The sequence below is a fragment of the Peribacillus sedimenti genome (assembly GCF_046237635.1).
In the GTDB taxonomy this organism is placed as follows: Bacteria; Bacillota; Bacilli; order Bacillales; family DSM-1321; genus Peribacillus; species Peribacillus sedimenti.
Genome location: NZ_CP143547.1, coordinates 763,630 through 789,584 on the forward strand (window position 1 = coordinate 763,630; position 25,955 = coordinate 789,584).

Sequence of the window (25,955 nt, forward strand, 5' to 3'; positions counted from 1 at the left end):
TGCATCAGCTATCAGGATCATTTTGTGTAAGAGGGGGGCCAGGGTGTATCTTACAGTAAAAGAGACGGCAGAGTATCTATCTTTGCCGGAAGCATACATTGAAGCCTTGATATTGCAGCGTAAAATCCGGGCGCATCATGATGGCGAACAATATTTGATATATAAGGACCAATTCAATACTCATCTTGAACAAATGGAGAGATACAAAAAAATGATGGATGAGTATAACAGCCAGCCGCTTCCCGAGGACATCGATGTCAAGGATGAGGATTAACAGTGCAGCTCTCTACCTGCATGGTCATGTCCAAAAGTATGGAGGCAGCACTAGTTTTAATTGAAAGGAGGGCGTTAACATGGCGGATAAAAAATTAAGCTTTGCCGAAGCGGTCAAGCAAAAACTTGCTCAAAAGCAGGGCAGCGGAAATGGCAAGCAAGATAATGGGCTGGTCAGAAAGACACAGCCGTTAAAGAATCAAATGACAAAGAAACCTAGCAATACCCGAAGGAAGATGGGGGTGTAAATCGCATCTCATCCATATAAACCAGCCAGCTATATGCAGGATTCTGACTATCCGGAATGATGTATGGCTGGCTTTTTTTGTGTTTGAAAAATTCCAAAAAAGGGAAAAAATCCGAAGGTGCTTCTGACCTGTAAATATCACAAAACTGAAATCTCTGTGAAATAAAGTTTTGGTAGAATAATAAGTTAGAGGTTATATATTTTTTCATGAATAGAGAGTATGGAACTCTCTTTCCGTATACATATTACTTTCAAATTGTATTTTGGAGGAAGGCAAATGGTGAGCGATAATCTGTTGATCAATAAGAAGTTTTATGAAACCTTGATTCAGGAAGAAGAAGTCAAGCATCCTATACAAATCCTGGGCGAAGCCTTCTTGGAAGAGCAAAAGAATGATATACCGAAATTATCGGAAATTCGATATGCACAGGGAGAAGTTTATTTCCATTATAAGGACTATGAAGCCGCCATATTTAAATGGGGCAGCATAGAAGGAGAACTGGAGCCCTGGGCGAAAAAAGGGAGTGCAGATGCCTACTATGAACTGGGTCTTTCGTCGACAGCAGAAGAAATTTATAAAACCATCATCAGTGACAATCTTGTATTGAAAGCCGAAACAGCCTTGCAGCTTTTTGCTTTATATCTGGAAGAGCAGCGATTCGATCTGGCTTCACGGACAATCAAGGATGTCGTATCATTCAATCCGGATTATGAGAATGTGACTGATGTGGCGAGAGCTTATTTCGAAGAAAGACACGATTGGAGAAGCGCGATAGACTTGGCCATTCAGGAAGGCATCCGGACGGGATCTGTTCATTGGTTCGACATTTTACAGAGTTATGTGGACAACGGACATACTGATTCCCTGCTGCCGGGATATTTTGCGCCTGCCTTTGAACCTTTATTTAACGCAGATCAGGTCAAATTCGAAAGGCTTGTACTGTCTCTTTGGAATATTTATAAGGGTAAGGAATGTTACTTTTCTTGGCTTGAGACTGTCAACAGTTTCTTTCGCAATACGGAGATAGAATCTTTCTATACCTGGCCGGGGTTATCGGCTGCCTATAAGGATACCTTTCTGGAACTGATAGACGGCAGGTTCTATATTAAAGAGATAGAACATATCATCCCTATCACGCTGGAAAACTGGCTGAAGCTTGCTGATGCGGATTATTCATTATTTGCCGCTGCTGCTGTACTATCATGGGCGGAGATCTTCCCGGATAGCATTAACTCTCTTGTAATCAATGATGCTGAAGTCAAATTGGTTAACTCCAGAAATACTCATCAGAGACTGGAGGAAAGCATTGGCCTTTATGACACAGCTATAAACTGGGGAGAAAAGATGGATCTCCAAACAAGTGAAAAAATGCGTTATTTGGCCAATGAACTGCTGCAGCTACACACAAGAACAATACTGATAGCAGGCACAGATGGAATCGGCAAATCTTCCTTTATCAACATGCTGGCTGGTGAGGAAGTGATCAGAGAGGGTGTGACTGCTTTCGTCAAAATCAAAAATGGTGAACAGCCTTCCATTCACGAGATTACTTCAAGTGATGTCACGCTGCTTCCAGACCTGGAAAGTATGTCCTTGCATCGCTCCCAGAGAGATTCCCTGTTCGAGATTGTTTTTCCATCCAGCTTTCTGGAGCAAAATAGACTTGCTTTCACAGATTCACCGGGCTTGAACAGTAATTTCCCGGCCAGTGAATTATTCCATCACCTTCATGCTTCTGATGGAGTCTTATTCATTTTAGATGCACAGACGCCGTTTACAGACCGCGAACGTGATATCCTGCTTGAAATGAAAAAACAGGTGCCATATTTGCAAGTTCATTTTATCTTGAATAAAGTGGATAAAATATATAATGAACAGGATGCCTTCCGGATCTTGGAGGATACGCAGGCTAGAATTCATGAGTTTTTCCCGAATGCCGGGGTGCTGGCTTTCTCCGCTGACAGCCCGAGCCTCGATCAGATCAAGGATGCAGCAGCATTTATAGAAGGAAATTTCCATTTTTCGCATGGAGACGAAGAGCGGACTGAGAAAATCCTTTACTTTATCAGACAGACGTTAACTGCATTATTGGAAAGACGTGTCGATATTGAAAAGAATCTGACGGATTCCATCAAGTGGAATGAAGAGATGGTTGTGAAGCTAAATGGAGCCATTAATCAGGTAAGTGACATGGAAAATGAGAAGAGCAAAATCATAACCCAGTCATTCCGGAAGATTAAGGATGAAGTGTCGAAGGACCTTAAAGAAAAAATTCCGGAGCTGCTGAAAGAAACAGCAGAGCTTGTCGATGAAGACAGTGATTTCAAGCGCGTCCATATCGATTTGAACCAGCTCATGAATGAGCGTATCCAGAACTATGTAAACCGTACGGTGCTGCCTGAATTCTACCAGTCGCTTCAGGATTGGATTGCTGAATCAGAGCATGAATTCGGGCAGAGCCAATTCTATCTGCAGGAGATGGGAGACGGCTTCAATACGATGTATGGGGAAGAGAGATTGGATCTGCAATGTGATTTCAAGGTTCTGGACGATTGGAAAAGGGATGCTGACAGGATGACAAGCGGAGTCCATATCGATGATGTTAATATACTGCTTCGCCACACTCCATCCCAATTACTGCTCAAGGGAACGGGCATGCTTTTAGGATCTTTTTCGCAAAACAAAACCGTTCTGATGACCCGTTATAAGAGGTTTTTAGAAACCGAGGATTATAGTGAGGTTGCATCAACGATTACGAAGAAGTTTCTCTCCCAATTTGAGCTCTTTGAAATATCCCTTGACCGGGACGTGGTAATGTTCTTCAGAAATCCAGCCTCGGAGCTGGAGGCAGCAGTGGCCCAATCCCAGCAAGAGATTCAGGACAGTCAGGCTGCCCTCAATAAGATGAGGGAAAAGCCGGAGGTTTATCGCGACCCTATTACTTTATTCGAAGTAAGGCTGCGCCAATATGAGTGGATGCAGCATGCAGGAAAATAACGAATCATATTCATATAGAAACGCAGCCCGCAGGCTGCGTTTTGCTTTGCTATAAAATATCCCCGGGAGGCACAGGCCGGCTTTATAGATTTTGCTTGAAATTTTCGGTTATCCGATTTGTATCATCTTTCGTATCGAGGATGCCCATACTTTCTATGTGGCGCCTTGCTTCGGCATCGCCTAACTCATAGATCATCGAATACAATTTGATAATCGTTTTATCATAATGCTCGTCAGCAGGATCCTTATGATATTCTACGTATGGAACATGAGCCCGAAAATAGGTTTCCAGGTCGGATGAATAGTTTTCAGACAAGTAGCTTTGCAGACGACGCACTTCCTCATCGGTTGCCTGGATTTTAAAGCTTGGATTTTCCTCGGTTCCTGGCGCCTGTATTACGTCCCCTGCTACAAGATCCACATAATAGGTTTTCTTCATGGAATCCATTCAATCATCTCCTAAAGAATGTCATTTAGTATGATTTACCACCATACACATTATGTTAATCTTACAAAATCCCGTTTAATCAACTAAATAAAGACTAAAACCGGCCGGGCAGAGGAAAAAGTAGAATCGGATCATTACGGTTGTACCTAATACCATTTAAAAGGGGTCAGGGGAAATCGACTGGTGTTTTATAATTTGTTATTATGGGTAATTATCCATAAATAGTTAATGAAGCTGTTACACAACGGGGACATTTTACGACGTTTTGAATTTACCTGAGGAAAGTTATCTAGATTTCTATAAAAACGAGCATTATGACCTCCATTTTGTATGTAATGGCTCGTTAACGGAATGGACATTGTCCTTTCTATTTTCCATCCTGCAATTTTATCAGCTTAATTAATAAAGAGGGGAGATTATGACTAACAACTACGATTACTATGAATATGAATTGTTTGCTAATGAACTTAGACGTTTGAATAGGGAATACGAGCAATGCAGCCATAGAGGAGTTAAACAGCAAATATATAAGGACATTCAATTGTTAAAGACTGCCCTTAATTTATATATATAATGTTAGAACGCCTGCGAAAGCAGGCGTTTTCTTGCAGTTGATACCTATTTTGTCACCCAGGATCCATCGTCATCCTTTTTATATTTCTTTTTCACAGCATTCCATGCGACTTTAAACGCAGTTTCTTCTTCCTTATATTCTTCACTCGCTGCGTTGAAAGCTTCTTTGAAGATTTCCTGGGCATGATGCGGTAAATGGTCTTTTACTGCATCAGGGAGTTCATTTAGGGATTCATAAGGCATTTTATCTCCTCCTTTTATATTTTCTATTTCCTGTTACTATTCAGTTTAAACCCATATCCAAAACATCGGCATTCTTCATAGTTCACTTCGCCTGTGGAGTTTCCCCATGTAGAAATGCCAGAATAGAAACAAAAGGCCAACATCCCTGATGCTGGCCTTTCCTCTTCTAATTTTGAAGAATGTACACTATTGCATTGATTTCTTCTTTTTTACAATAAATGCAGAAATGATTAATATTCCAACAATGGCAAGGCAAATGGTAGTGCCAATGACATTATTTTTATTGAGTATAAATGATATAAAGATGATGGCTAGTGAAATTGCTGCAAATAGGCTAGAAAAAGGTGCCCATTTAAGCTGGAATTCTGGTCTTTGCGGGTAATGGCGGCGCAGTTTTATTTGCGCCAGGCAAATGGCAAGCCATAGTAAAATGATTGTGAAGCCAGGAATGGACATCAAATACCCGATGATCTGTCCCGGAGTCAGATAAGCCAGGAATATGCCTCCTGACAAAAATAGCGTCGTCAGCATGATTGCATTGGCTGGAATCCCTGTTTTCGAAGTTCTTGCCAGTGCTTGAGGAGCTTCCTTGCTTTGTGCCAGGCTGAATAATGTGCGGGATGTAGCGTATATTCCCGAGTTTGCAGCTGATAAAACTGCAGTAAGCAATACGAAGTTCATTACATCTGCTGCTCCAGGAATTCCTGTCAAACTAAAGACCTGTACAAAAGGACTATCTTGCTTGGATACAGTATCCCAAGGCATAATGCCGCAAATAATTAATATTGGCAGGACGTAAAAAAGGATTACACGCAAAACGGTTCCTTTTATGATTTTTGGCAAAACCTTCTTCGAATCCTTAGTCTCTGTTATGGCAACTCCAATTAATTCTGCCCCGCCATAGGAGAACATCACGATTAGAAACGCACTGAAAATGCCGCTTGCACCATGAGGGAAAAAGCCTCCATGCGCCGTATAGTTCGATAATAGATTTTCGGATGGACCGGGTATAATGCCAAACAGCATGAGAGCCCCTAGTATTATGAATGAAGTCAGAGCAATTATTTTTATGCCTGCAAACCAAAACTCCATTTCCCCGTAGTATTTTACCTGGCACAGGTTTATACCTACTATCAATGCTCCGCAAAGCAGGCTTAGGAACCAAAGCGGAGAATCAGTGAACCAATATTGCAGAAAGCTTCCGGCCGCTAACAATTCTACAATAATAACAAGAATCCAGTTAATCCAATAAAGCCAGCCGACGATAAAGGAAACTTTAAATCCAAACGCTTTATTTACAAGATGCTGTACATTTAATCCCGGGTATGCCGAAGCCATCTCCCCAAGTGCGGCCATTACGATGAACAGCAGCAGCCCGCCTATCAGATAGGCTATGGCTACGCTGGGTCCAGCCATATTTAGTGTGTCGGAGCTTCCTTTGAATATACCTGTCCCAATCATGCCAGCTAAGGCAATGAACTGAACATGCCGAGGAAGCAATCCTCTTTTTAAGTCATTCTGTTTATTCTGCATGGGGTACCTTCTTTCTATGAGCACTGCTTTACTTTTATGCTTTTTAGCACTAAAGTAACTTTATATCAATATAACATAATTGCGAAGCTTTTAAAACAAAATCTAGGAAACAAATAAATTGGTTATTTTTGAAAACTCATAATATGAGCTTTTCCTGTTATTTTTCTGGATTTTCGGGTAATTAAGTAGTAACCATTACCTAACCAATCTAGAGGAGGAAATTGATATGAATCCCGATTATAAATCCAATGGATTTAACAAAGATCAATATGTAACGTCTATCTTGGAAGGGCTGACAGACAAAGAGGCTTTGAAGACTAAAAGAATTCTTATGCAGGAACATACGGAATATACAAACGGTGCAAATGAAATCATCAAAAAGGTGCAGGCAGCATTACTGGAAAATAAGAGATACGCCGAAATTGACAAAGCTCTGGACGAAAAAGATAAATCGCGTTTTATCGCCTTAACCTCAGAAGGGTGGGAACAGGCATTATAAGCGCAGTTGAAAAATAAGTGAAAACACCTTTTCTGTTCCAAATTTGACGGATGGGTGTTTTTTTCTGGTGTCCCTTAATATGGTGGTCATCCTATTTCAAAACACTCATTAGATAATACTTTGTAATTGCCAGGTATTCCCGGATATATGATTTAAGAAGGGCAGATGCAGGTGTTTTTGCAGGCAGCCCAGATACGTCCAGATTTTCATTTTTTGCAATATGCAATGCGCGATACATGTGAAAATCATTTGTGGCTATAATTCCCTTTGCCGATGGATCAGACAGCAACTCTTTTGAAAATCTGATGTTTTGATATGTATCTGTAGAATTGTCTTCCAGAATAATGCGGGATTCTGCGATACCTTGCTTGACCAATTCAGCTTTAATGGCAGCGGCTTCTGATATGTCTTCCCCGGTCCCTTTGCCTCCCGATGCTATGGCAATCGTCCTTTTATTGTGTTTAAGATATGCTGCAGAAGCATTTATACGATACTGTAAAGCCAAAGAAGGTTCGGCGCCTCTTACTCTCGCTCCCAAAATAATTAAGTACTCCGCACTCTCCGGTGTTTGAACATGTGCATGCTGATAAATCTTCACATGAAGCACTCCTATATACAATGCTCCAAGGATACATATGAAACCAAGAAATATTGGGAATCTATTCAATCTCTTTTTACGCATGCATTTTGGTGAAGTTTCCATGACTAATCCCCCGTTTTTTAAACGATTTTCAGTAAGAATGCCATTCTAAGGATTGCGATTGACAGGGTTAGTATGGCAATTTTGTTCCCTGTCAGCGGACAATCAGGCCAATGTCATACCAAATTATGTTACCATTATAAGACGATTTGCACGATAGGACATTTTTCTCTGTAAAATGTCAAATTTATTTAATTTATTCACCCTGAAAAATTAAGAAAATATGTCAAAAATGTGAAATAGTATTTGACAATTTTGTGAACAAGGGGAATAATGGAAATAAGACAAAGGAGATGAGAGTAATGGAATCCTATGGCAAAATTGTAACTGCTGTTAGCTTTGTAGGTGTTATTATCTTAGCAATCGGGATTGGTCTCTTTTCATTCGGTTTTGTAAGCGATTACAGTAATGTGACGGGTGTTGGAATTGGCACAGTTATGGGTGCGGTATTTATTTTCCTGATGGGCATGTTTTTTGCGGCTACTGGAGAAATGCTTGAGAAAAGATATACAGGAATTAAAGTGGATACAATTAAAGTGAAAAGGGGAGCGCGGTTATAAATGCTCTTTTATGTACTAAAAAAAGGGGTGGTTACTTTTGTAACTACCCCTTTTTGGTACCTTGTCTTATTTGTCTTATACATAACCCCAAATCATACATAGCAGTGTTCCAAAGATAGTGACCAGCGCTACAAACACTCCATAGTAGATGTTTGTATAGATGGCGCCTTTATCTTTTGTTTCACCTGCGTGCATAAATACGATAAGCTGAAGGCCTGCCTGTATAAAAGCCGTGATCAGCAGGACTGTCATGCCTGCTGCAAAAGACATATCCATGTAGTAGACTAGAAGAGCTACAACAGTCAAGATCAGGGAGAATACAAATCCCATCACTTGTTTGGCTGGAAATAGTTCTTTCATTTTTTACATCAATCCTTTCAGGTAGATGAAACTAAAGATGAAGATCCAAACTACGTCAAGGAAGTGCCAGTAAAGAGAGAAAATGAATGATTTATTGGCTGTTTCAGGAGTCAATCCACGCTTTCTTACTTGCAGAAGGATGAACAAGCCCCAGAAAAACCCGAGTGTCACGTGCGCTCCGTGTGTTCCTAATGTAGTAAATAGGATAGCGGTAAACGCACTTGTCTGAATGGTAGCCCCTTCATGAATATAGGTAACGAAATCGTAAATTTCAACACCTAAGAATACGAGTCCCAGAATAAGAGTGATGCCAAAGAAAGCTAACATTGCGTTCTTTCTGCCCAGACGCATGGCATGAATTCCAAGGCCAATGGTGAAACTGCTTGCCAGAAGCACAAATGTCTCGATAAGAACCGGAGCCATTTCGAAAAGCTCCGCTCCGCCCAGACCGCTGCCGGTGCGATCCACCAATGTGAAATATGATGTGAAAAGAGTACCGAACAGCATGATTTCTGCGCCAAGGAAGATCCAGAAACCTAGGATTTTTAAGCGATTTTCTTCAGTACTATATTCAAGTGGGAGCGAGTTATCTATTTTCATTATTTAGCACCTCGCAATTTTGTTTCAGTTTCTTCTATTTCCTCAACAGAAATATAATGGCCGTGATCTTTTTCAAATGAGCGAAGGGCCATGCAAATAAAGAGGCCGATTGTTGTAAGAATCAAAGGAATCCATAAGCTAAATACAAAGGAGAAGCCCCATACAAAGAAGATACAGCCCATGATAAACGGCATTCCGCTGTTATTTGGCATATGGATCTTTTCGTATTTGCCTTTGAAAAGCGCATGGCCTTTCTTCTTGGCATCCCAGAAAGCTTCGATCGATTCAACATGTGGTACGTGGGCAAAGTTATATTCCGGTATCGGAGTATGAGTTGCCCATTCAAGCGTACGTGCATCCCATGGATCTGAACTGATGTCCCGTGAAGCGTAACGGATGCTGTAATAAATATTATAAACGATTACTGCAAATCCGACTGCCATGATAAGTGCCCCGATGAATGAAACCATATTCAATGGACCAAAACCAGTGGACTCAGAATACGTGTACATACGTCGTGCCTGGCCGTCGAGACCTGTAATGTACATTGGCATAAAGGCTAAAATAAAGCCGATAGAAAGCAGCCATGCTGCCCATTTGCCAAGCTTCTCATTTAACATGAAGCCGAACATTTTTGGCCAGTAGTAAGTCAAACCAGCAAGCATAGCGAATACTACACCTGGAATAATAACGTTGTGGAAGTGAGCGACTAAGAACATTGTATTATGGTACTGATAGTCAGCCGCTGACATCGCAAGCATAACGCCGGTAACACCGCCGAGTGTAAATAGCGGGATGAACAATAATGAGTATAGCATTGGCGTTGTAATTTCAATTTTTCCTTTATAAAGCGTAAACAGCCAGTTAAAGATCTTAACCCCTGTTGGTACGGCAATTGCCATTGTTGTAATAGAGAAAATACTGTTAGTCAGTGCTCCCTGGCCCATTGTAAAGAAGTGGTGGGCCCATACCAGGAATGAGTAGGCTGCAATGACAACCATAGAGAATACCATTGATTTGTAGCCGTATAGGTTACGTTTAGCAAAGGTAGAGATAATCTCACTGTAAATACCGAATGCAGGCAAGATCAAGATATAAACTTCAGGGTGACCCCAAACCCAGAATAGGTTGGCCCAAAGCATATCCATACCGCCGTTGTCAGTTGCGAAGAAGTGTGTGCCAAAAAGGCGGTCCATTGTACCCATCGCAAGTGCCACTGTCAATACAGGGAAAGCGAAAACGATGATAACGTTAGCCACAAGGGAAGACCAGGTAAACATTGGCATCTTCATCAAGGTCATGCCAGGTGCTCTCATTTTTAAGATAGTAGTCATAAAGTTGATACCAGTCATTAATGTACCGATACCGGCAATCTGAATAGCAATCATATAATAGTTCGTACCGACTGTTTCACTGAAGTCATTTCCTGCAAGCGGGAAGTAAGAAGTCCAGCCTGCATCAGGAGAACCGCCGATTACGAAAGAAATGTTAAATAGCATAGCTCCCATGAAGAAAAGCCAGAAGCTCAATGCGTTCAAACGAGGGAATGCTACGTCACGTGCTCCAATTTGTAAAGGAACAACAACGTTCATTAATGCCATTATGAATGGCATCGCCATAAACAGGATCATAACAACCCCGTGTGTTGAGAAAATTTCATTATAGTGCTGCGCATCCAGTAGCTTAGCTTCAGGAGTAGCTAGCTGGGCACGAAGCATGATAGCATCGACGCCGCCGCGGAATAACATCAGCAATGCGGAAATTAAGTACATAATACCGATGCGTTTATGGTCAACTGTTGTCAGCCATTCACGCCATAGATAACCCCATTTTTTAAAATAGGTTAACCCTGCGAGTATCGCAATGACAGTAAGGCCGATCGCAACCATCGATGCGTAAATCACAGGACTGGGATGTGGTATGGCAAATCGTTGGAAAAATTCCATACTGTTTGACTCCTTTCGGAAATATATTGCTTCGAAAATAAAACTGGTCTTTAAAAAATTTGAAATATATTAATCGTGGGATTCATGGTCCGCATGTTCTTCGTCGGACTCATGACCCTCATGCTCTTTGTCAGAGTTGCCATGTTTATGACCGCCATTTTCAGCAGTTGGCGGCTTGCTGAATTCCAAATGTGTGCCAGTGTATGTGGATCTGCCAAGATGGCCTGGCTTCAATAGCTCATCAAATTTTTCTTCGGTAAGCGGTGCAGCTGTTTCTTTAACTTCTTTCACCCAGTCTTCAAATTCTGCCGGGGACATCGCTGTTACGTCAAATACATTTTCAGCAGTTCCTTTACCACTGAAGTTGGCATTGCGGCCCATGTATTCTCCTGGAGTATCAGCAGCAAGATGAAGAGTAGTGACCATATCGTTCATTGCGTACTTTTGGCCTCCAAGCTGTGGAATCCAGAAGCTTGTAATCGGTCCGTAAGAGTAAAGCTTGAATTCAATCGGACGGTCTGTAGGAATATACAGGTAGTTAACGGTTTCAATATTCTCTTCCGGATAACTAAAATGCCATTTCCAGTCAGATGACGACGCGTACACTACCAATGGCTCTTTACCTTCATAGCCCTTCGGTGTAGCCTCTACTTCATAATTGGATTTAACTGACATAATGGAAAGGAATGTTACAATTAGAACCGGTATCCCGATACAAAGGGCTTCAACCCATTTGCTTCCTTCGATGTGGGGTGGTTCGTAGTCTTTGCTTTGTTTTGATGCACGGTATTTTATTAACATGAATACCAAAAGTCCGAAAACGACCAGGACAATAAATGACATGATCCAAATCGACATCATAATGTCATCGGCTTGTGTTTTCGCCTGTGGCCCTTTAGGATCCAATACCAACAATGGTTCACAACCAGTTAGCACAGTGGCAATAGTAAAAACTAAAGTTAATAAAGCCCACTTGAGTTTCATAGTTTACCCCTTTCTATTCACTTGGAAATATTAAGATAATTTATTGGACAATTTGTTAATTATTTCACAAGATTAATAAGAACCGTAATCCAATGTTATTATCCTATTAAACTACCCGTACTTATATTAGTACCGCGGGTGCCAAAATACAAACAATATTGCACTATGTCACAAAAAGTTCATTAATTGTCTAGGGGATCGGTGGGAGGGAAGGGTGAATGTGAAACAATTTCTAGTCTTTGGGATTTAATTGACTCTTTTTGAAAAACAGTTTGCTTTAATTATTCTAAGATATTAACAGTTATGTAAAACTTTTGTACCATGACTGTAAGAGGGATTGATAATAGTTTGTGAAAAAGTTAAACGGTTTGTCCCAAAACAAGTTTTCAATCTAAGATTCTTAAAAGAGAAGAATTGTGATGTTAGCAGAAGGAAGATTTACGCGGCAAAGCCGCGTCGTCTGTGAATAATTAGCGTTATTATATAACCAGGCAATTATTCATTACTTCCATTGCTGTTTAACTTGTGCCAAAGCCTTTTGAAAAATCAATTCTTCTGTTTCTTCCTGCCTGGCTATTACATTTGTTTGATAGTTCTTTCCTAAATATTCTACATTAACGGTTACTTGTACCATAGTAAGCTTCCTCTCTTCTAGGTTTCGATATATTCTTTACCTGAAATCAACAACATATAAACCTCTGATTTGTGAAGATGCTGTATTTTTCTTTGCGCCTTTAATAGTCGCTCTTCCAAACGGACTCGAAATATTCCGAATTATTTGGTATTATTTGGTTTGTGGCCTCTAAAAGATAAAAATCAAAAGGCCAATATCAGGTACATCAATATAAGGGGGCATCATATGAAACTGATAGGGAAAATGGCGGGAAGCCTGTTATTGTGGAGTTTAGTGGCATTTGTATTTACGCTGATCGTGCTTCTTCCGCGGGAAAATACTTCACATTATGATAAAGAATATAATTTTATTACAGATACCGGCATCGACTGGGAGACATACAAAGGAAACATTTCTAATTACTGGAGCAGCGTGGCAGAGAACAAAAGCCTTGGAATGACCAAATATGAAGAGCCTGTAGAAAAAGAGATGGTCTATTATGGATGGAATAGCCTGAAGATCTTGGTACCTGCTTTCATATTAAGTGTGGCCGCTGGCATTTCAAAAGGTGTCTTTGATTACAGGCATTCATCCGGGAAACGCAGATTGCTAGGCAGAGGGCTTACTTCATTCGGGCAGTCAATGCCGGAATTCATATCGATCATTTTTCTTCAAACAGCTATCTTTGAGCTATCAAGAAGATTCTTTCCCAAATTTGACATTTACGGGGACGAAAATTGGTATAGCACGATTTTGCCAACCGTTTTCCTTGCTGTTTATCCAGTTTTTGTGATTGCCAGGTATACATCTGAGGCACTGGATGAGGAAAATCGCATGGATTATATCAAGACAGCCAGGTCAAAGGGGATTGGAGAGAAGGCAGTGCTCTGGAAACATGCCTTGCTTAATTGCTTGCCGAAACTGATTCACCACAGCATGCCGATCGTCATGACGCTGCTTTCGGGAATGTTTGTTGTTGAATATTTGTCATTATATAAAGGCATAGGGTACAGAATTATCAAGGCGATCAACATTGATGCCGCGCTGCTTCCGGGGTATGACATGTCGATTGACACGGTAGCGGTCATTGGCTTTAGCCTGCTGTTTATGAGCGTATTGCTGGTGTACCAATGGACCATGCAAATCATTTCTTATTTTCTGCTTCCCGTTAAAGGAGAGGAACAGCTATGATGAAAGGTCTATCGTTTAAGATGGGGTTGGCAGGCGGATTGTTTTTCCTGTTTTTAATTATTTGCGGTCCATTCCTGCCCGGTGTGGATGAACATCTTACAACAAGAAGCTATTATAAATCTTTTTTTAATCTGCCTCCCTACGAACCTTCCAGTGACTTCTGGCTTGGCTCCGACAGGGATGGAAGAGACCTGTACAGCGCCCTGATATTGGGTGCCAGGCATACCCTTCTTACCGTAGTGGGAATAAGCGTTTTAGTGTTCTTATTGGCGTTCCCGTTAGGTATTGGGGCAGCGCATTTACCTTTTGTACGCTGGCTGCTCCGTGGATGGAATTATTTCTTTTCCAGGATTCCACTTATATTTTTTGTCATTTTCATAGCCACGATCCCTTATTTTGTTTTTTCGCCGCATCGTTTCATTTTTTTACTGACATTGATTGTGGCCCTGGAGGTAGGGAAAGTGGCTGAAGTCATGCAGGGGAATGTTTCGGCCATTCAGCGTACTCCCTATTATGAAGCCGCCATTGTATCAGGAACAGGCATTGTCGGGCTTTGTAAGTGGCATTACATCCCTGCTTGCTTTCAGCAATGGCTGTCGCTTTTCTTTTCCCATATTGGCAGCATGCTGTTTTTGATTGGGCAGTTAGGGATATTTAACATCTTTTTATCACATACATTTGTACTTGGATACGGCTACGAAATTGTAAATAACATTCCCGTATGGCCGGTATACTTATCAAATATCATCAACGATATCAAATGGGCACCCTGGATTCCTCTATCCGCTGCATGCATGATGATGGGTGCAATGCTTTCGTTTTTTGCGTTAGGAGAAGGCTTGAGGCAAAGGTCGCTGGCAAGGCAGGAGGAAGGAGATACAGTAAGCCGAAAGGGAGTCATCCGGGTTTTATTGTCACGAGCCTTGATCATAAAAAGAGAAAATATCTAACAAAAACATTCTATTTGGAGTAATGCTTAATCCGCTTGATCCTAGAAATGGTAATGGATAGAAGTGAGCATGAAATCTAAACATGCACATGTGGGAGGTCAGCTAAGAGTGCCACAAGTGGAAGGCCAGCTAAGTGCGCCACGTCCTGTGGCAACGCTGTCAGACCTCACCTCCTACGAGGCCTGGCAACGCTGGCGGACCCCAAATTTTATTTCGAAATAAGTAAATTTTTTGATAACAGGAAAACAGCCTAGGAAAAGGGGGGGCTAATTCGGTGAAGCTTTTATGGAAGCTTGTGGGCAGTTTGCTGTTATGGGTTACAGTAGCAGCAGTCCTCGTTCTTTTGGTACTCTTGCCGAGAGATACCCAGTCACACAGGGACGGTTATAAAGACATCATGAGTTACAAATTTACATGGACAGCATATAAAGAAAATATCGTTAATTATTGGGAGGGGGTAAAAGAACATAAAAGCCTGGGGATCACCCGGTATGAACTCCCTGTAGAAGAAGAGCTCGTCCATTTTGGATGGCGGAGCGCCAAAATTCTCATTCCTGCATTATTCTTAAGCGTTTTAGCCGGTGTTTACAAGGGAATGTTTGACTATCGGAGGCAGACGGGCCTATGGCGGTTCTTTGGCAAGCGGATGACCTGGCTTGGACAGGCCGTTCCAGAATTCATTTTAATTATCTTCATACAGACGATCGTCTTCGAAGCGGGGAAACGAGGTTTTCTTGAAATTGATATTTATGGAGATGAAAAACTTGAAAACCTTTTCCTTCCTATCTTATTCCTTAGTATGTATCCGGCTGCCATAATCGCAAGGTATACAGCAGCAGCCTTAGAGGAAGAGGACAGTCAGGATTATATTAAAACAGCACGGTCAAAGGGTATCGGAGAGAAAGCGGTGCTTTGGCATCATGCGATGCGCAATAGCTGGCCAAAGTTATTGCAGCAAAGCATGCCGATCTTTATGACATTGCTGTCAGGCATGTTCATAGTAGAATTTATGTCGATTTATAACGGTATTGGCTATCGATTAGTGGTAGCGCTTCAACTTAAGGGTGTAATCTCTCCCGGGCAGTCACTGCCGATAGAAACTCCTGCCGTTATTGGTTTTAGCTTACTATTTATGGCATTGCTGCTGATAGTCCAGTGGATTGTTGCAATCCTTGAGTATGTTCTTGTACCTGTAAAGAGGGGGGACGGATCATGACAAGGAATTGGAGCTTAGCTTTTGGGCTAACAGGTGTAGGGCTTTTAGTATTTCTGGCTATATTCGGCCCCTTTTTGCCGGGGATTGATGAGGACCTCGCCACGAGGAGCTATTATAAGTCTTTTTTTAACCTGCCTCCATTGGAGCCTTCTGCAGACTTCTGGCTTGGAACAGACAGGCAAGGCAGAGATCTTCTCAGCGCCCTGGTCATGGGAACAAGGACCACGTTGCTGATGGCAGGGGCGGTGAGTGTTCTGGTGTTCTTGCTGGCTATTCCGCTGGGAATATGGAGTGCTCATTCCTCTTCGGTGAAGTGGATGCTCCAAGGCTGGAATAACTTCTTTTCACGGATTCCATTAATATTTTTTATTATCTTTTTGGTTACAATTCCGTTCTTTGTTTTTTCGGCACACCGTCCATTCTGGATGCTGGCGCTGCTGGTGGTGCTGGAGCTGGGTAAAATTGCGGAAGTTGTTCAGAAAGGCGTAGAGAGAGTACATACACAGACATATTATGAGGCGGCCATCATATCCGGGACCGGTATGGCTGGGCTCTTTAAGTGGCATTATCTCCCCATTAATTTACAACAGTGGATTTCAACATTTTTCACGCATATCGGTACAGTTTTATTTTTATTTGGCCAATTGGGGATATTTAATATTTTTATCGCCCAGAAACTTGTGCAGCTGCCGGGGGCTCCAGGCGGGCCGACTATGTACGCAATCACGAATACGGCTAATATCTGGCCGATATATTTATCAAATATACTTGCAGATATAAAAACTGCACCATGGATCCCCCTTTCGGCTGCAGCGATGATCATTTTCTCCATGATCTCTTTTTTAGCACTGGGAGAAGGAATCCAAAAGCAATCCATGCTGGTGCGTGACGGTCTGGCTAAATCACCCGGGCTGATCGTCAATAAAATCCGTGACAGGATCCATGGCAGGAAAGAAAGCCGAAATCTTAATATCTAATTAAAAAAATGACGGCGCTGTATGCCGTCATTTTTTTATCTGTCAATCACTTTATTCAAGAATTGAAGTGTACGCTTATTTTGAGTATTAATTAAAACCTGTTCAGGGGAACCCGTTTCAACGACAACTCCCTGATCCATAAATATCACTTTATCAGCTACATCCCGGGCGAACTGCATTTCATGGGTGACGATGACCATTGTCATTCCTTCTTTTGCGAGATTCTTAATTACCTTTAAAACATCCCCGACCAATTCTGGATCGAGTGCAGAGGTAGGCTCATCAAAAAGAATAACCTCAGGATCCATAGCCATCGCCCTGGCTATCCCGATTCGCTGCTGCTGCCCGCCTGAAAGCTGATGGGGATACATATCCGCCCGGTCTCTTAAACCTACCTTTTCTAAGAGGGAGAGTGCTTTTTCACGTGATTCCTGTTTCGAGCGTTTTAAGACAATTACTTGCCCCTCCATTATATTTTCCAATGCTGTCAGATGGGGGAAGAGGTTATAATTCTGGAACACCATCCCTGTTTTATGGCGGAAATCAATCACTTTTCCAGCAGGAATTCTTGTGCTGCGGCTAAAACCAAGCTTCTGGTCCCCCAGCGTGATTTCGCCGGCGTCCGGCATCTCAAGCAAATTTAAACAGCGCAAGAGGGTCGTCTTCCCGGAACCAGACGGCCCAATAATGACAGCTGTCTTTCCTTTTTCAATCGCTAAATCGATTCCCTTTAATACTTCAAGTCCTTTAAAATGTTTCTGCAAACCCTTTATTTCTATCACATAGATCCCTCCTTATTTTGCTATACCTTTCTCAAACTTTACCTCGAGTCTGGCCTGTAAATAAGAAAGAACGGTACTGAATATCAAGTAAATAGCTGCAACTTCTATATAGAGCCAAAGCGGTTCATACGTAACGGCAGCTATTTGCTGTCCCTTCTGGAAAAGTTCAGTAACAGTAATGGTTGCTGCCAGGGATGTATCCTTGACAAGACTGATAAAGGAGTTCCCAAGCGGCGGGATGGATACACGCACAGCTTGCGGCATGATAATCCGGCGCATGGCTTGAGCCTTTGTCATTCCTATGGAATAAGCTGCTTCCCATTGCCCCTTGGAAATCGAAAGGATTGCTGCACGGATTATTTCAGAACTGTACGCCCCTTTATTCAAAGTGAAGGCAATAATGGCTGCAGGAAACGGATCTAGTGTAATGCCTACGCTTGGCAAGCCGTAAAACAGGATGAATAATTGCACAAGCAGAGGTGTTCCGCGGAATATCCATACATAGAACCGGGCTACTGCGGATAATGGACGGAAACCTGAAAGTCGCGCCACCGCAGTGAAGAAAGCAAGAATCAGTCCCAAAATAAAAGTTATTAATGTCAGTGGAATGGTGAAATATAAGCCGGCCTTTAGAATAGGAAAAAAGGAATCGCTAAGGATTCCTATAATTCGTTCTGTACGTTCATCAAACATATCTTTTCATTCCCTTATTTCGATACGTCGGTATTAAACCATTTTTTGGATATTTTAAGATACGTACCATCTTCCTTCATATCTGCAAGAGCTTTATTTACATTGTCAACAAGCTCTTTATTGTCTTTGCGGAATAAGAAAGCATTGCTGGTCGCATCTTTTTCTTCGTATACCTTCTTGATTGCCAATTCAGGGCGCTGTTTCACTAAATCAAGATATGAAAGGCTGTCATTTAAAGTTGCATCTACACGCTTGGAAGTAATAAGGTCAATGGATTGGTTAAACCCTTCTACAACTGTGTTTGTTGCACCGTGTTCTTCTGCAATTTTACGATAGTTGCTGTCCAGTGATTGAGCCACTTTCTTGCCCTGTAAATCATCCAGATTCTTAATATCTTTATTGTCTTTATGAACAATCAAAACAGCTTTTGAAACGATATATGGATCTGACATATCATATTTTTCAAGTCGTTCAGGACGGATCGCCACTTCATTGGCTACCATGTCATAACGCTTGGCATCAAGGCCGGCAATCATTCCATCCCATTTTGTTTCCACAAACTTTGGCTTGATATCAAGACGCTTGAATACTTCTTCGGCAATTTCAACATCAAAGCCAGTCAATTTCCCTGATTTATCATGGAAAGTGAATGGGGCATAGGTACCCTCGGTGCCAATTGTGATTTCGCCTTTTTCCTTAATCGTGTCATAGGAGCTTTTGCCTCCCGCAGACTCTTTGTTTCCTTCTTCTTTACTGTTTCCATCATTGCCGCATGCTGCCAGAGCAAGAAGCATCACGATAGAAACCATTGCATATATAAGTTTCTTCATGCAGTAAACCCCCAGTAGTTTTATCGGAATAAATTTTTACAAAGCTTCTAAAGAATATAAAATTGTCGCTAAATTGTCAATGGATTAAGCTCCATATTAGTATTTGTTATTACAAGGAATGTTTATACTGCAATCCCAGCTGTTAAACATGTGTACGGCTCTTATTTTTATGTTGTTTAAACGAATATGAATGAAATATATTTATTAAAGTCGGTTGACAATAAAGGAATCATTCACTATATTTACTTAGGAAAACTAATTATATAAGCTTCGTGATGAGAGGTTCATAGCTTCACCCTCTATAAAAAACTATGGCTTTGATAGTGATGTCTTATCAACCATATCTTTATAGAAGATATGGTTTTTCTATTTTAAAAGCCTGTTAAGCCTCTTTCACCAGCATCAGATCAGGGAGGGATTTACATGTCAGGAAGAAAAGACGAAGAATTGCAGGATATAAGCTTGCTGGGTAATCAAGGAACTAAATACTTATTCGAATACTCACCGGGAATACTAGAGGCTTTTGATAATAAACATCCAAACAGGGATTATTTTGTCAAATTCAATTGCCCGGAATTTACCAGCCTTTGCCCGAAAACAGGCCAGCCTGATTTCGCCACCATATATATCAGCTATATACCTGGAGAAAAAATGGTGGAAAGCAAGTCGTTGAAGCTTTATCTATTCAGCTTCCGCAACCACGGGGATTTCCATGAGGATTGCATGAATATCATTATGAATGATTTGATCGAGCTGATGGATCCCAAATATATCGAGGTATGGGGCAAATTCACGCCAAGGGGAGGAATCTCCATCGATCCATATACAAACTATGGAAGGCCTGGAACGAAGTATGAGAAGATGGCAGAGTACAGGCTTATGAACCACGACCTTTACCCTGAGACGGTTGATAATAGGTAGATTGTAAGCATGCTGCTCTATATTTTAATGCGGCATTTATCGGCCTTATTATCTTACAATATCGCATGCACAGAATAACGGGGGCCTTACACTCCGTTTAAGAAGCTAGCAGGGCCAGCATACACGCTGGCCCTCATATTATTTTCATTTTTACAGCTTTTACCGCTGCTTCCGTCCGGTTGCGGGCATTCAGTTTATGAATGATGGCAGAAACATAATCTCTTACTGTATAGGAGCTTAGATAAAGCCTTGAAGCTGCATCACTGATGGATGCACCTTCGGCCATCAGCTTCATTACTTCAATTTCCCTCGGAGATAATATCGTTTCGTTTACACCGATGTGCTGCATAGCTTCATCCCAAAATCTATTCAAAACTTCTCCTGCATACTGTCCAAACTTAATTAATGCCGTTAAGGTCTGCGTTGAAACCTCGAAGTACTGTCCTTCCCCTTTATCTAATAGAGCGATTCCAATAAGCCTATTTTTTGTCGGTACGAAAATGGGAACCACAATCAATGACTTCAGATTAAATCTATTTATGTATGTCTCCGGCAATGCGTTCATGGCATGGGGAATGTGGATTGGCTTGGAATAATTCAATTGGCTTAAGTACTTTTTCAAAAGAGGAAATTGGTCGATTTCTTCTTTAATATCCAGGATATATTCTCGCTCGATATTACAGCCTGATACACCGACACCTGAATGCTGCCCCGGCGAATAAATAAATAGTGCACATCTGTTGAACGGGAGATAGTCGACAAGGCCATCGGTAATCAGCTGAATCGCTTCAGCTGCTGTATCTGAGCGAACCAGGCTTTGCAGGAACAACAGGGCTGAATCCTTCCATACTACTTCGTTCTCAAGATGCTTCAGCTTCATATGCCGCAAATAGCTTTTCTTCAATAGCTCCTTGTTTTCCTCACTGATGAAGGAGTGGGCATGCTTGGTGCACAGCAAAATATATTCATTTACAAAAGGGATTGTCAGTATTTGTTCGTGACCGCTTCCCGGATTAAGGAGCCTTATTAATATAGTCTGCAAATCAGAAACACTTTTCGCTTCGATACCTTCACAAACCTGTATAAATTGGTTATGGGTCTTAGATTCAGGAGAACACACCACTTTGTTGATTTTCAGATTGTTTTCCTCCATTGTGATTGAGGCGATCCATTTCGCAGGTATAGCATTCATGGAAATGACCATATTCAGCCATTTTTCAGTCTGGTCTTCCATTTTCCTGACCATCAGTATTTGATCGATCAATCTGGTAAAAAAGGCTTGTACCGCCTGCCTATCAAGAAAAGAGATATGTGAGCTGTTCATTAAAATTTTTTGGAACAAGCTTTCGACGATCGATAATAAGAAAATCGCATCTGTATCTTCAAATTTTTGGTATCTATTATTCCATTCAGCAAAAAGGGAAGAGCAGAATTGCTTAGGAGGATGATCCGGATTATTAAACAGGATTGTCAGGGAATGTTGAATCATATCATCAAACTCATGTACCAGCGGTGTCTGTTTTTTAATCAGATGTGCTTTTGTATGGTTCCAGTGTTTCAAGAATAAATTTGAATGCGCTTTCATGATTGAAATGCCTCTGCAAACAAGTTGATCCATTTTGTGTTCCATCTGGTTTTCCTCCGGTTTATTGTTAATAGTCACACGCTACAAACATCATGACTCTCATGGTTATAACATAATACGTTGCAAAGTTGCCGTATATGGAGGTAGTTGAAAATTACCCGACATTTGTCGGGTGCCAAACCTCATTTAGCGACATATTACGTGATTGAGGAATTAACGACGCGGATATATGGTTAAAGAAATATTTTTTATATTTTGCAAAATATGGAGGTGCCATATGATTCAGCAAGCGCAGCAAGTGAAAAAAGCAAGGGGGATGAATAAAAAAGCATTTTGGACATCAATGGCTTCGGGTTTTCTTCTTCTGGGCCTGTTACTGGTTTCTTTCGGGATTACGGGCGTTGCATACGCAGTCCCTATAGCTGGGGTAGGTGACTTTTACGTAGAATTCGATAAGCTGGAGGGTTCAGGCTATAAATTTTATCCTAAGCTGGGCGAGACCAGCGCCGAGGATTCAGCGCCACAAGGAACAAATTTAATCGAAAAACTGACTATTACCAATCTGCAATTATATAAAGATTTTAAAGCCGGAGACGGTTGGATCAGAGTGAAAATTACAGCATCAAAGCCAGTTCAAATATCAGGGCTCCAGCATGATGCGGGATTAATTGAGGCGAATGCAAAGTTCTCAAACCTTGCGCTGGCAGAAAAGCACAGCGACGATTGGCAGAAACAATTCCAGCAGACATCCTCTACCATCATACTCGAAAATGCAAAGCTCAAAACTCATTATCTCTTCCAGGAAACCATTAACATGGCTGGCATGAAACTGACAGTAGAGAGAATTAAAAAGTAAAATCTGTGAGGTGTTATGCATGAAGCAATGGAGAAAATCTCGCCCATTTTGGGGAGCGCTCGTTACGATTATCAGCGGTTTTATGATTCTATGGGTCCCCTTTAATTTATACTTAAGTACGTTTTTGCCAGGCTCTGTTGCAATGATCGGGTTGTTATTCGGCGGCTTAATCATCTTGCTGGGAGTGCTGTCTGCGTTCTTTCCATTTTCCTCAAAAATTCTGGGGATATTAACCATCTTCTTGTCTGTCTTATCAGTGATAGGAGCTCTAGGAGGATTTCTGTTCGGCACGATTTTCGGAATCGTGGGAGGATCGTTGCTGATTGCCTGGAAATCGGTAATAGATGAAACTCCGCCTCATATTAATTCTGATATTACGGAACAGCCAGCGAAGATAGGATAAGGGAGACTTGGTACTATGTTGAAAATCCCCAGGGGAAACATATTCATTGTAATGCTTAGCATTCAGATTTTCCTGATTTCATTTCCGTTTGGGCATGCGGGTTTTGCTCAAAATACTGACATGGAAGGGTTTATTATTGAAGCAGACCGTGTCATTGGGGAAGATATGACAGCATCATTGGTTTATACAGAAACATCGAAAAAGGATAAATCACCTATGCTTCGCTTCCGATATAAGCAGGCTACGATTTATGGAATGAGACTCACTAAGCAGTTTAGCAGCCCGAATGGCGTTGTCAGTCTGACCATGCATGCACAGGGACCGGTAACGATGTCGGGCATGACGGTCGATGCAAGTGCCATTTCCTTTAAAGGAGCTTGTATTCACGCCGCAAAAACAGTACCCCAGGCCGGACTTAATCATGTGACAATGATGGTTCACTATATGCATGCGGACTCGAGCAATCTCGAACAGTTGAAAATGCAGACAGTTTCTGGAGAAGTGGGACCGAATAGCCTGCCGCCGGCAAAAATTATTCAAGACCTGGCTCTTCTTCCGGCAAGCCAGATTCGGGACGAAATCAATAAGATTATGGAAGGCAAGCTGCCATTAACCTGCTCTGATGAAACAGCAAAGATAAAAGATAATCTCCTTAATGTGGGTGGAATTCCGGGAATCGGAAAAAACCCGCTGGTTAAGATTTTTGATAAGTTTGCGGGTAACACATCCCCTTTGGATGGTACTGTAGAAAGTGCAACCGGACCATTAGACAGCATAGCCAACCCATTAACGGAGCCGCTAACAAGTGAATTGCAGCCCGTACTGGATACATTAAAACCTGTTACACACGTGCTGAAGCCGGTCACAGACAGGCTTAAACCGGCAACAGGCGAGCTAAAGCCGATAACGGACCAGCTCAAACCAGTGACAGATCAGCTAAAGCCGGTAACTGACCAGCTGAAACCAGTGACAGATAAGCTTCATCCGATTACAGGCAAACTTCAGCCAGTAAGAGATACACTGAAGACTGTTAAAGATCAGGCTAAGCCTCTTACAGAAAAGGTGAAAAAAACAGCGGATAATGCTAAATCAGTGGAAAAAAAGGTTGAAGCAGCTGTTAAGCCTGCAGAAAAAACAATAGTGAGTGCGGTCGAGGAAACAACAAGCGCTATAGTTAAAACAGGGGAAAAGAAAAAAACAGTGAAGGACGACGACGCCTGTACAAGGTTTCAGGAAGCGGATGAAACAGTTACAAAAGAAGTAGCGAGCGAATTGATGGAAAAGGCGTTAAAGGAAAATAAACCATTAACGGATGTCTGCGGGAGCAATAAAGCAGTACAGGAAAAATTAGATAGTTTTGGGAAGGAGCTTATACAAGAATTAGGATTAAACAAATTGCTGGTCAACGTTCTAAACCCGCCTAGCCAGGAAGAGAAACTAACAGCTATCATAGATAACCTGGAGAAAAAACAGGATGGAGCGCTGCTTCCATTAAAATAACACGATGGAGAGAAGAGGTATTCTTCTCTTTTTTCTGTAAATGACCTGCTTTATGTCACTTGACTGAGAAATCTGTTTTTTATGTGAATATTGTCGAATTATTTCCCGAAAAATAATAAATGCTATCAGGCAATGTTTGGATAGTTTCATTTCGTGGTTCTGAGATTTGAAATATAATAAGCTGAGCATAGTCGAATTGCCGCATCTCGGCTATCTGTGCCTTGCAAACAGTTATATGGAAAGACAAATTTCATTTAAATGATACTTTAGCTCCGTAAAATCTTTACGGGGTTTTTGCTGTTTTATGAACAAGGGGGGAAATTCAGGTGGTAATTACAATTTTAAACAGGAAATAGACTGGTTTCTCTGTCAATTCCGGCAGAGATGAAAACAGAATATTCGAACATCATACAAATTCATAAATATTCGACAAATTTTGCCGTTATATACAATACATAAAACTATGGCAGGGATGGAGAAGAAATGAACAGAAGAATATTGTTTTTGCTAATGTCAGCATTATTGCTGGCGGCAAATGGATGTTCCATGAGCCAAAAAGCTAAAGAAGCCAACAAAGACAGGGTGAAAATCGGCATTATGCTTTCCGATGCGGGTTTGGGAGACCAATCATTTTCTGATGCAGGTTTTGCAGGTCTGGAAAAAGCGCGTGAGGAATTAAATATCGCATTTGATTATAGAGAGCTGGAAGAAAGCAAGTCTTATGAAAATGGATTGGAAGCTCTTGTTAAGGAGCGCAACGATTTAGTGATTGGGCTTGGATTCTCGATGCAGGAAGCGATAGAAAAAACGGCAAAGAAGTATCCTGAACAACAATTCTTGCTCATAGATTCCACTTCAAAATTACCAAATGTGCATTCTATAACATTTAAAGAGGAAGAGGGCTCATATTTAATAGGAGCGATAGCGGGAATGAATACCAAGAGTAATATTGTTGGCTTCATCGGCGGAGTCGATGTGCAGCTGATCAGGAAATTCGAAAAAGGGTTCATCGAGGGAGTAAAAGGGGTCAATCCAAAGGCTAAAGTTGTATCCCGATTTGCTGGAAGTTTTGGTGACGACAAACTGGGAGCTGAATTGGCCCGTAAGATGATTAAAGAGGGAGCGGACCATATTTATCCTGCGGCCGGTTTTACTGGAGTCGGCGTACTGCTGGAATCGCAGCGTGCCGGAATATATTCATTCGGCGTGGATTCTGATCAATTTTATCTTGCTGAAAAGGCAGTTGTCACATCTATGATGAAACAAGTGGATGTTGCTATATATAATGCAGTGAAAGAAGTAGTCAACAAGAAGGAATTGACACAAAAGAATTCCCAATTAGGTATTAAAGAGGATGGTGTCGGCCTTGCTCCTATCCGGGTCATCAGTTTAACACCCGAACAGGAAGACAAATTGAATGATTTAAAGGAAAAACTTTCTGACGGATCCATTACAGTTTTACCTAATTAGGGAG

At 41.5% G+C, this 25,955-nt stretch carries 28 protein-coding genes; 15 read left to right on the forward strand and 13 right to left on the reverse strand.

All coding sequences use genetic code 11. The annotated features are described in order from the left end of the window. The first annotated feature begins 43 nt into the window (after positions 1 to 43). From V1500_RS03850 to V1500_RS03860, 3 genes are all read left to right on the forward strand, one after another. The gene (locus V1500_RS03850) at positions 44 to 274 is read left to right on the forward strand and encodes an excisionase family DNA-binding protein (RefSeq protein ID WP_409304285.1); all 231 of its coding nucleotides are present in this window, start codon (positions 44 to 46) and stop codon (positions 272 to 274) included. 79 nt (positions 275 to 353) lie between these two features. After that, positions 354 to 521, forward strand: a complete 168-nt coding sequence (locus V1500_RS03855; RefSeq protein WP_409304286.1) for a hypothetical protein — start codon at positions 354 to 356, stop codon at positions 519 to 521. A gap of 276 nt (positions 522 to 797) precedes the next feature. Then, complete coding sequence (locus V1500_RS03860) at positions 798 to 3,518, forward strand: dynamin family protein (RefSeq protein WP_409304287.1); 2,721 nt, start codon at positions 798 to 800, stop codon at positions 3,516 to 3,518. An 82-nt stretch (positions 3,519 to 3,600) separates the two neighbouring features. Here V1500_RS03860 and V1500_RS03865 read toward each other — a convergent pair whose 3' ends face one another. Further along, complete coding sequence (locus V1500_RS03865) at positions 3,601 to 3,966, reverse strand: hydrolase (protein WP_409304288.1); 366 nt, start codon at positions 3,964 to 3,966, stop codon at positions 3,601 to 3,603. Positions 3,967 to 4,384: 418 nt separating this feature from the next. Here V1500_RS03865 and V1500_RS03870 point away from each other — a divergent pair, with 418 nt between their 5' ends. Further along, positions 4,385 to 4,540, forward strand: coding sequence for a hypothetical protein (locus V1500_RS03870; RefSeq protein ID WP_409304289.1), 156 nt, complete (start codon positions 4,385 to 4,387; stop codon positions 4,538 to 4,540). Positions 4,541 to 4,584: 44 nt separating this feature from the next. Here the strand turns inward: V1500_RS03870 and V1500_RS03875 are convergent, their stop codons facing one another. Both V1500_RS03875 and V1500_RS03880 read right to left on the reverse strand, forming a co-directional pair. Further along, complete coding sequence (locus V1500_RS03875) at positions 4,585 to 4,782, reverse strand: ChaB family protein (protein WP_409304290.1); 198 nt, start codon at positions 4,780 to 4,782, stop codon at positions 4,585 to 4,587. A gap of 186 nt (positions 4,783 to 4,968) precedes the next feature. Continuing rightward, a complete protein-coding gene (locus tag V1500_RS03880; RefSeq protein WP_409304291.1) occupies positions 4,969 to 6,315 on the reverse strand; it encodes an amino acid permease in 1,347 nt (448 codons plus the stop codon). 226 nt (positions 6,316 to 6,541) lie between these two features. Between V1500_RS03880 and V1500_RS03885 the strand changes: the two genes are divergently transcribed. Continuing rightward, positions 6,542 to 6,814, forward strand: a complete 273-nt coding sequence (locus tag V1500_RS03885) for an IDEAL domain-containing protein (RefSeq protein ID WP_409304292.1) — start codon at positions 6,542 to 6,544, stop codon at positions 6,812 to 6,814. Between the two features lie 91 nt (positions 6,815 to 6,905). Here the strand turns inward: V1500_RS03885 and V1500_RS03890 are convergent, their stop codons facing one another. Continuing rightward, positions 6,906 to 7,496 carry a YdcF family protein gene (locus tag V1500_RS03890; protein WP_409305910.1) on the reverse strand — a complete coding sequence of 197 codons (591 nt, stop codon included), beginning with the start codon at positions 7,494 to 7,496 and terminating at the stop codon, positions 6,906 to 6,908. A 320-nt stretch (positions 7,497 to 7,816) separates the two neighbouring features. Here V1500_RS03890 and V1500_RS03895 point away from each other — a divergent pair, with 320 nt between their 5' ends. Further along, entirely contained in the window at positions 7,817 to 8,074 is a 258-nt protein-coding gene (locus V1500_RS03895) for a hypothetical protein (protein WP_409304293.1), read from the forward strand. Positions 8,075 to 8,149: 75 nt separating this feature from the next. Here the strand turns inward: V1500_RS03895 and qoxD are convergent, their stop codons facing one another. The 5 genes from qoxD to V1500_RS03920 all read right to left on the reverse strand — a co-directional run bounded on the left by qoxD (position 8,150) and on the right by V1500_RS03920 (position 12,598). Beyond that, positions 8,150 to 8,434, reverse strand: a complete 285-nt coding sequence (gene qoxD, locus V1500_RS03900) for a cytochrome aa3 quinol oxidase subunit IV (protein ID WP_409304294.1) — start codon at positions 8,432 to 8,434, stop codon at positions 8,150 to 8,152. 3 nt (positions 8,435 to 8,437) lie between these two features. Then, positions 8,438 to 9,034 (reverse strand): cytochrome aa3 quinol oxidase subunit III, encoded by a 597-nt coding sequence (gene qoxC / locus V1500_RS03905; protein ID WP_409304295.1) that lies wholly within the window; start codon positions 9,032 to 9,034, stop codon positions 8,438 to 8,440. Further along, the gene (qoxB, locus tag V1500_RS03910; RefSeq protein ID WP_409304296.1) at positions 9,034 to 10,980 is read right to left on the reverse strand and encodes a cytochrome aa3 quinol oxidase subunit I; all 1,947 of its coding nucleotides are present in this window, start codon (positions 10,978 to 10,980) and stop codon (positions 9,034 to 9,036) included. Before qoxB ends, qoxC begins: the two co-directional genes overlap by 1 nt. A gap of 69 nt (positions 10,981 to 11,049) precedes the next feature. Next, positions 11,050 to 11,964, reverse strand: coding sequence for a cytochrome aa3 quinol oxidase subunit II (gene qoxA, locus V1500_RS03915; RefSeq protein ID WP_409304297.1), 915 nt, complete (start codon positions 11,962 to 11,964; stop codon positions 11,050 to 11,052). A gap of 502 nt (positions 11,965 to 12,466) precedes the next feature. Then, positions 12,467 to 12,598 carry a BA3454 family stress response protein gene (locus V1500_RS03920; protein ID WP_409304298.1) on the reverse strand — a complete coding sequence of 44 codons (132 nt, stop codon included), beginning with the start codon at positions 12,596 to 12,598 and terminating at the stop codon, positions 12,467 to 12,469. Positions 12,599 to 12,823: 225 nt separating this feature from the next. Here V1500_RS03920 and V1500_RS03925 point away from each other — a divergent pair, with 225 nt between their 5' ends. The 4 genes from V1500_RS03925 (at position 12,824) to V1500_RS03940 (ending at position 16,911) form a co-directional block, all read left to right on the forward strand. Continuing rightward, on the forward strand, positions 12,824 to 13,768 hold the full coding sequence (locus tag V1500_RS03925) for an ABC transporter permease subunit (RefSeq protein WP_409304299.1): 945 nt from the start codon (positions 12,824 to 12,826) through the stop codon (positions 13,766 to 13,768). Next, positions 13,765 to 14,718 carry a hypothetical protein gene (locus V1500_RS03930; RefSeq protein ID WP_409304300.1) on the forward strand — a complete coding sequence of 318 codons (954 nt, stop codon included), beginning with the start codon at positions 13,765 to 13,767 and terminating at the stop codon, positions 14,716 to 14,718. The genes V1500_RS03925 and V1500_RS03930 overlap by 4 nt, the downstream gene beginning before the upstream one ends. 274 nt (positions 14,719 to 14,992) lie before the next feature. Further along, complete coding sequence (locus V1500_RS03935; RefSeq protein ID WP_409304301.1) at positions 14,993 to 15,934, forward strand: ABC transporter permease subunit; 942 nt, start codon at positions 14,993 to 14,995, stop codon at positions 15,932 to 15,934. After that, positions 15,931 to 16,911: a hypothetical protein gene (locus tag V1500_RS03940; RefSeq protein ID WP_409304302.1), complete on the forward strand. Its 981-nt coding sequence runs from the start codon at positions 15,931 to 15,933 to the stop codon at positions 16,909 to 16,911. Before V1500_RS03935 ends, V1500_RS03940 begins: the two co-directional genes overlap by 4 nt. Before the next feature lie 35 nt (positions 16,912 to 16,946). Here V1500_RS03940 and V1500_RS03945 read toward each other — a convergent pair whose 3' ends face one another. The 3 genes from V1500_RS03945 to V1500_RS03955 are packed head-to-tail and all read right to left on the reverse strand — an operon-like array spanning position 16,947 to position 19,216. Next, positions 16,947 to 17,693 carry an amino acid ABC transporter ATP-binding protein gene (locus V1500_RS03945; RefSeq protein WP_409304303.1) on the reverse strand — a complete coding sequence of 249 codons (747 nt, stop codon included), beginning with the start codon at positions 17,691 to 17,693 and terminating at the stop codon, positions 16,947 to 16,949. 12 nt (positions 17,694 to 17,705) lie between these two features. After that, a complete protein-coding gene (locus V1500_RS03950; protein WP_409304304.1) occupies positions 17,706 to 18,386 on the reverse strand; it encodes an amino acid ABC transporter permease in 681 nt (226 codons plus the stop codon). Between the two features lie 14 nt (positions 18,387 to 18,400). Then, on the reverse strand, positions 18,401 to 19,216 hold the full coding sequence (locus tag V1500_RS03955) for an amino acid ABC transporter substrate-binding protein (protein WP_409304305.1): 816 nt from the start codon (positions 19,214 to 19,216) through the stop codon (positions 18,401 to 18,403). A 423-nt stretch (positions 19,217 to 19,639) separates the two neighbouring features. On the opposite strand from V1500_RS03955, the gene queF reads away from it, so the two are divergent. Continuing rightward, the gene (gene queF / locus V1500_RS03960; RefSeq protein ID WP_409304306.1) at positions 19,640 to 20,137 is read left to right on the forward strand and encodes a preQ(1) synthase; all 498 of its coding nucleotides are present in this window, start codon (positions 19,640 to 19,642) and stop codon (positions 20,135 to 20,137) included. A 133-nt stretch (positions 20,138 to 20,270) separates the two neighbouring features. On the opposite strand, the gene V1500_RS03965 is transcribed toward queF, so the two are convergent. Continuing rightward, positions 20,271 to 21,767, reverse strand: coding sequence for a LuxR C-terminal-related transcriptional regulator (locus tag V1500_RS03965; protein ID WP_409304307.1), 1,497 nt, complete (start codon positions 21,765 to 21,767; stop codon positions 20,271 to 20,273). Between the two features lie 232 nt (positions 21,768 to 21,999). On the opposite strand from V1500_RS03965, the gene V1500_RS03970 reads away from it, so the two are divergent. From V1500_RS03970 to V1500_RS03985, 4 genes are all read left to right on the forward strand, one after another. Then, positions 22,000 to 22,578, forward strand: a complete 579-nt coding sequence (locus V1500_RS03970) for a DUF6230 family protein (RefSeq protein ID WP_409304308.1) — start codon at positions 22,000 to 22,002, stop codon at positions 22,576 to 22,578. A gap of 19 nt (positions 22,579 to 22,597) precedes the next feature. After that, positions 22,598 to 22,981, forward strand: coding sequence for a DUF6114 domain-containing protein (locus V1500_RS03975; protein ID WP_409304309.1), 384 nt, complete (start codon positions 22,598 to 22,600; stop codon positions 22,979 to 22,981). A gap of 15 nt (positions 22,982 to 22,996) precedes the next feature. Further along, complete coding sequence (locus V1500_RS03980) at positions 22,997 to 24,481, forward strand: hypothetical protein (protein WP_409304310.1); 1,485 nt, start codon at positions 22,997 to 22,999, stop codon at positions 24,479 to 24,481. Positions 24,482 to 24,964: 483 nt separating this feature from the next. Next, complete coding sequence (locus V1500_RS03985) at positions 24,965 to 25,951, forward strand: BMP family protein (RefSeq protein WP_409304311.1); 987 nt, start codon at positions 24,965 to 24,967, stop codon at positions 25,949 to 25,951. Positions 25,952 to 25,955: the final 4 nt, after the last annotated feature.

Coding starts and splice junctions, on each gene's coding strand:
- V1500_RS03895 (WP_409304293.1), top strand. CDS start 7,817: ATGGAATCCTATGGCAAAATTGTAACTGCTGTTAGCTTTGTAGGTGTT.
- qoxD (WP_409304294.1), bottom strand. CDS start 8,434: ATGAAAGAACTATTTCCAGCCAAACAAGTGATGGGATTTGTATTCTCC.
- qoxA (WP_409304297.1), bottom strand. CDS start 11,964: ATGAAACTCAAGTGGGCTTTATTAACTTTAGTTTTTACTATTGCCACT.
- V1500_RS03875 (WP_409304290.1), bottom strand. CDS start 4,782: ATGCCTTATGAATCCCTAAATGAACTCCCTGATGCAGTAAAAGACCAT.
- V1500_RS03925 (WP_409304299.1), top strand. CDS start 12,824: ATGAAACTGATAGGGAAAATGGCGGGAAGCCTGTTATTGTGGAGTTTA.
- V1500_RS03940 (WP_409304302.1), top strand. CDS start 15,931: ATGACAAGGAATTGGAGCTTAGCTTTTGGGCTAACAGGTGTAGGGCTT.
- V1500_RS03955 (WP_409304305.1), bottom strand. CDS start 19,216: ATGAAGAAACTTATATATGCAATGGTTTCTATCGTGATGCTTCTTGCT.
- V1500_RS03860 (WP_409304287.1), top strand. CDS start 798: ATGGTGAGCGATAATCTGTTGATCAATAAGAAGTTTTATGAAACCTTG.
- qoxB (WP_409304296.1), bottom strand. CDS start 10,980: ATGGAATTTTTCCAACGATTTGCCATACCACATCCCAGTCCTGTGATT.
- V1500_RS03975 (WP_409304309.1), top strand. CDS start 22,598: ATGAAGCAATGGAGAAAATCTCGCCCATTTTGGGGAGCGCTCGTTACG.
- V1500_RS03965 (WP_409304307.1), bottom strand. CDS start 21,767: ATGGAACACAAAATGGATCAACTTGTTTGCAGAGGCATTTCAATCATG.
- queF (WP_409304306.1), top strand. CDS start 19,640: ATGTCAGGAAGAAAAGACGAAGAATTGCAGGATATAAGCTTGCTGGGT.
- V1500_RS03985 (WP_409304311.1), top strand. CDS start 24,965: ATGAACAGAAGAATATTGTTTTTGCTAATGTCAGCATTATTGCTGGCG.
- V1500_RS03980 (WP_409304310.1), top strand. CDS start 22,997: ATGTTGAAAATCCCCAGGGGAAACATATTCATTGTAATGCTTAGCATT.
- V1500_RS03880 (WP_409304291.1), bottom strand. CDS start 6,315: ATGCAGAATAAACAGAATGACTTAAAAAGAGGATTGCTTCCTCGGCAT.
- V1500_RS03870 (WP_409304289.1), top strand. CDS start 4,385: ATGACTAACAACTACGATTACTATGAATATGAATTGTTTGCTAATGAA.
- V1500_RS03920 (WP_409304298.1), bottom strand. CDS start 12,598: ATGGTACAAGTAACCGTTAATGTAGAATATTTAGGAAAGAACTATCAA.
- V1500_RS03865 (WP_409304288.1), bottom strand. CDS start 3,966: ATGGATTCCATGAAGAAAACCTATTATGTGGATCTTGTAGCAGGGGAC.
- V1500_RS03970 (WP_409304308.1), top strand. CDS start 22,000: ATGATTCAGCAAGCGCAGCAAGTGAAAAAAGCAAGGGGGATGAATAAA.
- V1500_RS03855 (WP_409304286.1), top strand. CDS start 354: ATGGCGGATAAAAAATTAAGCTTTGCCGAAGCGGTCAAGCAAAAACTT.
- V1500_RS03930 (WP_409304300.1), top strand. CDS start 13,765: ATGATGAAAGGTCTATCGTTTAAGATGGGGTTGGCAGGCGGATTGTTT.
- V1500_RS03885 (WP_409304292.1), top strand. CDS start 6,542: ATGAATCCCGATTATAAATCCAATGGATTTAACAAAGATCAATATGTA.
- V1500_RS03950 (WP_409304304.1), bottom strand. CDS start 18,386: ATGTTTGATGAACGTACAGAACGAATTATAGGAATCCTTAGCGATTCC.
- V1500_RS03890 (WP_409305910.1), bottom strand. CDS start 7,496: ATGCGTAAAAAGAGATTGAATAGATTCCCAATATTTCTTGGTTTCATA.
- qoxC (WP_409304295.1), bottom strand. CDS start 9,034: ATGAAAATAGATAACTCGCTCCCACTTGAATATAGTACTGAAGAAAAT.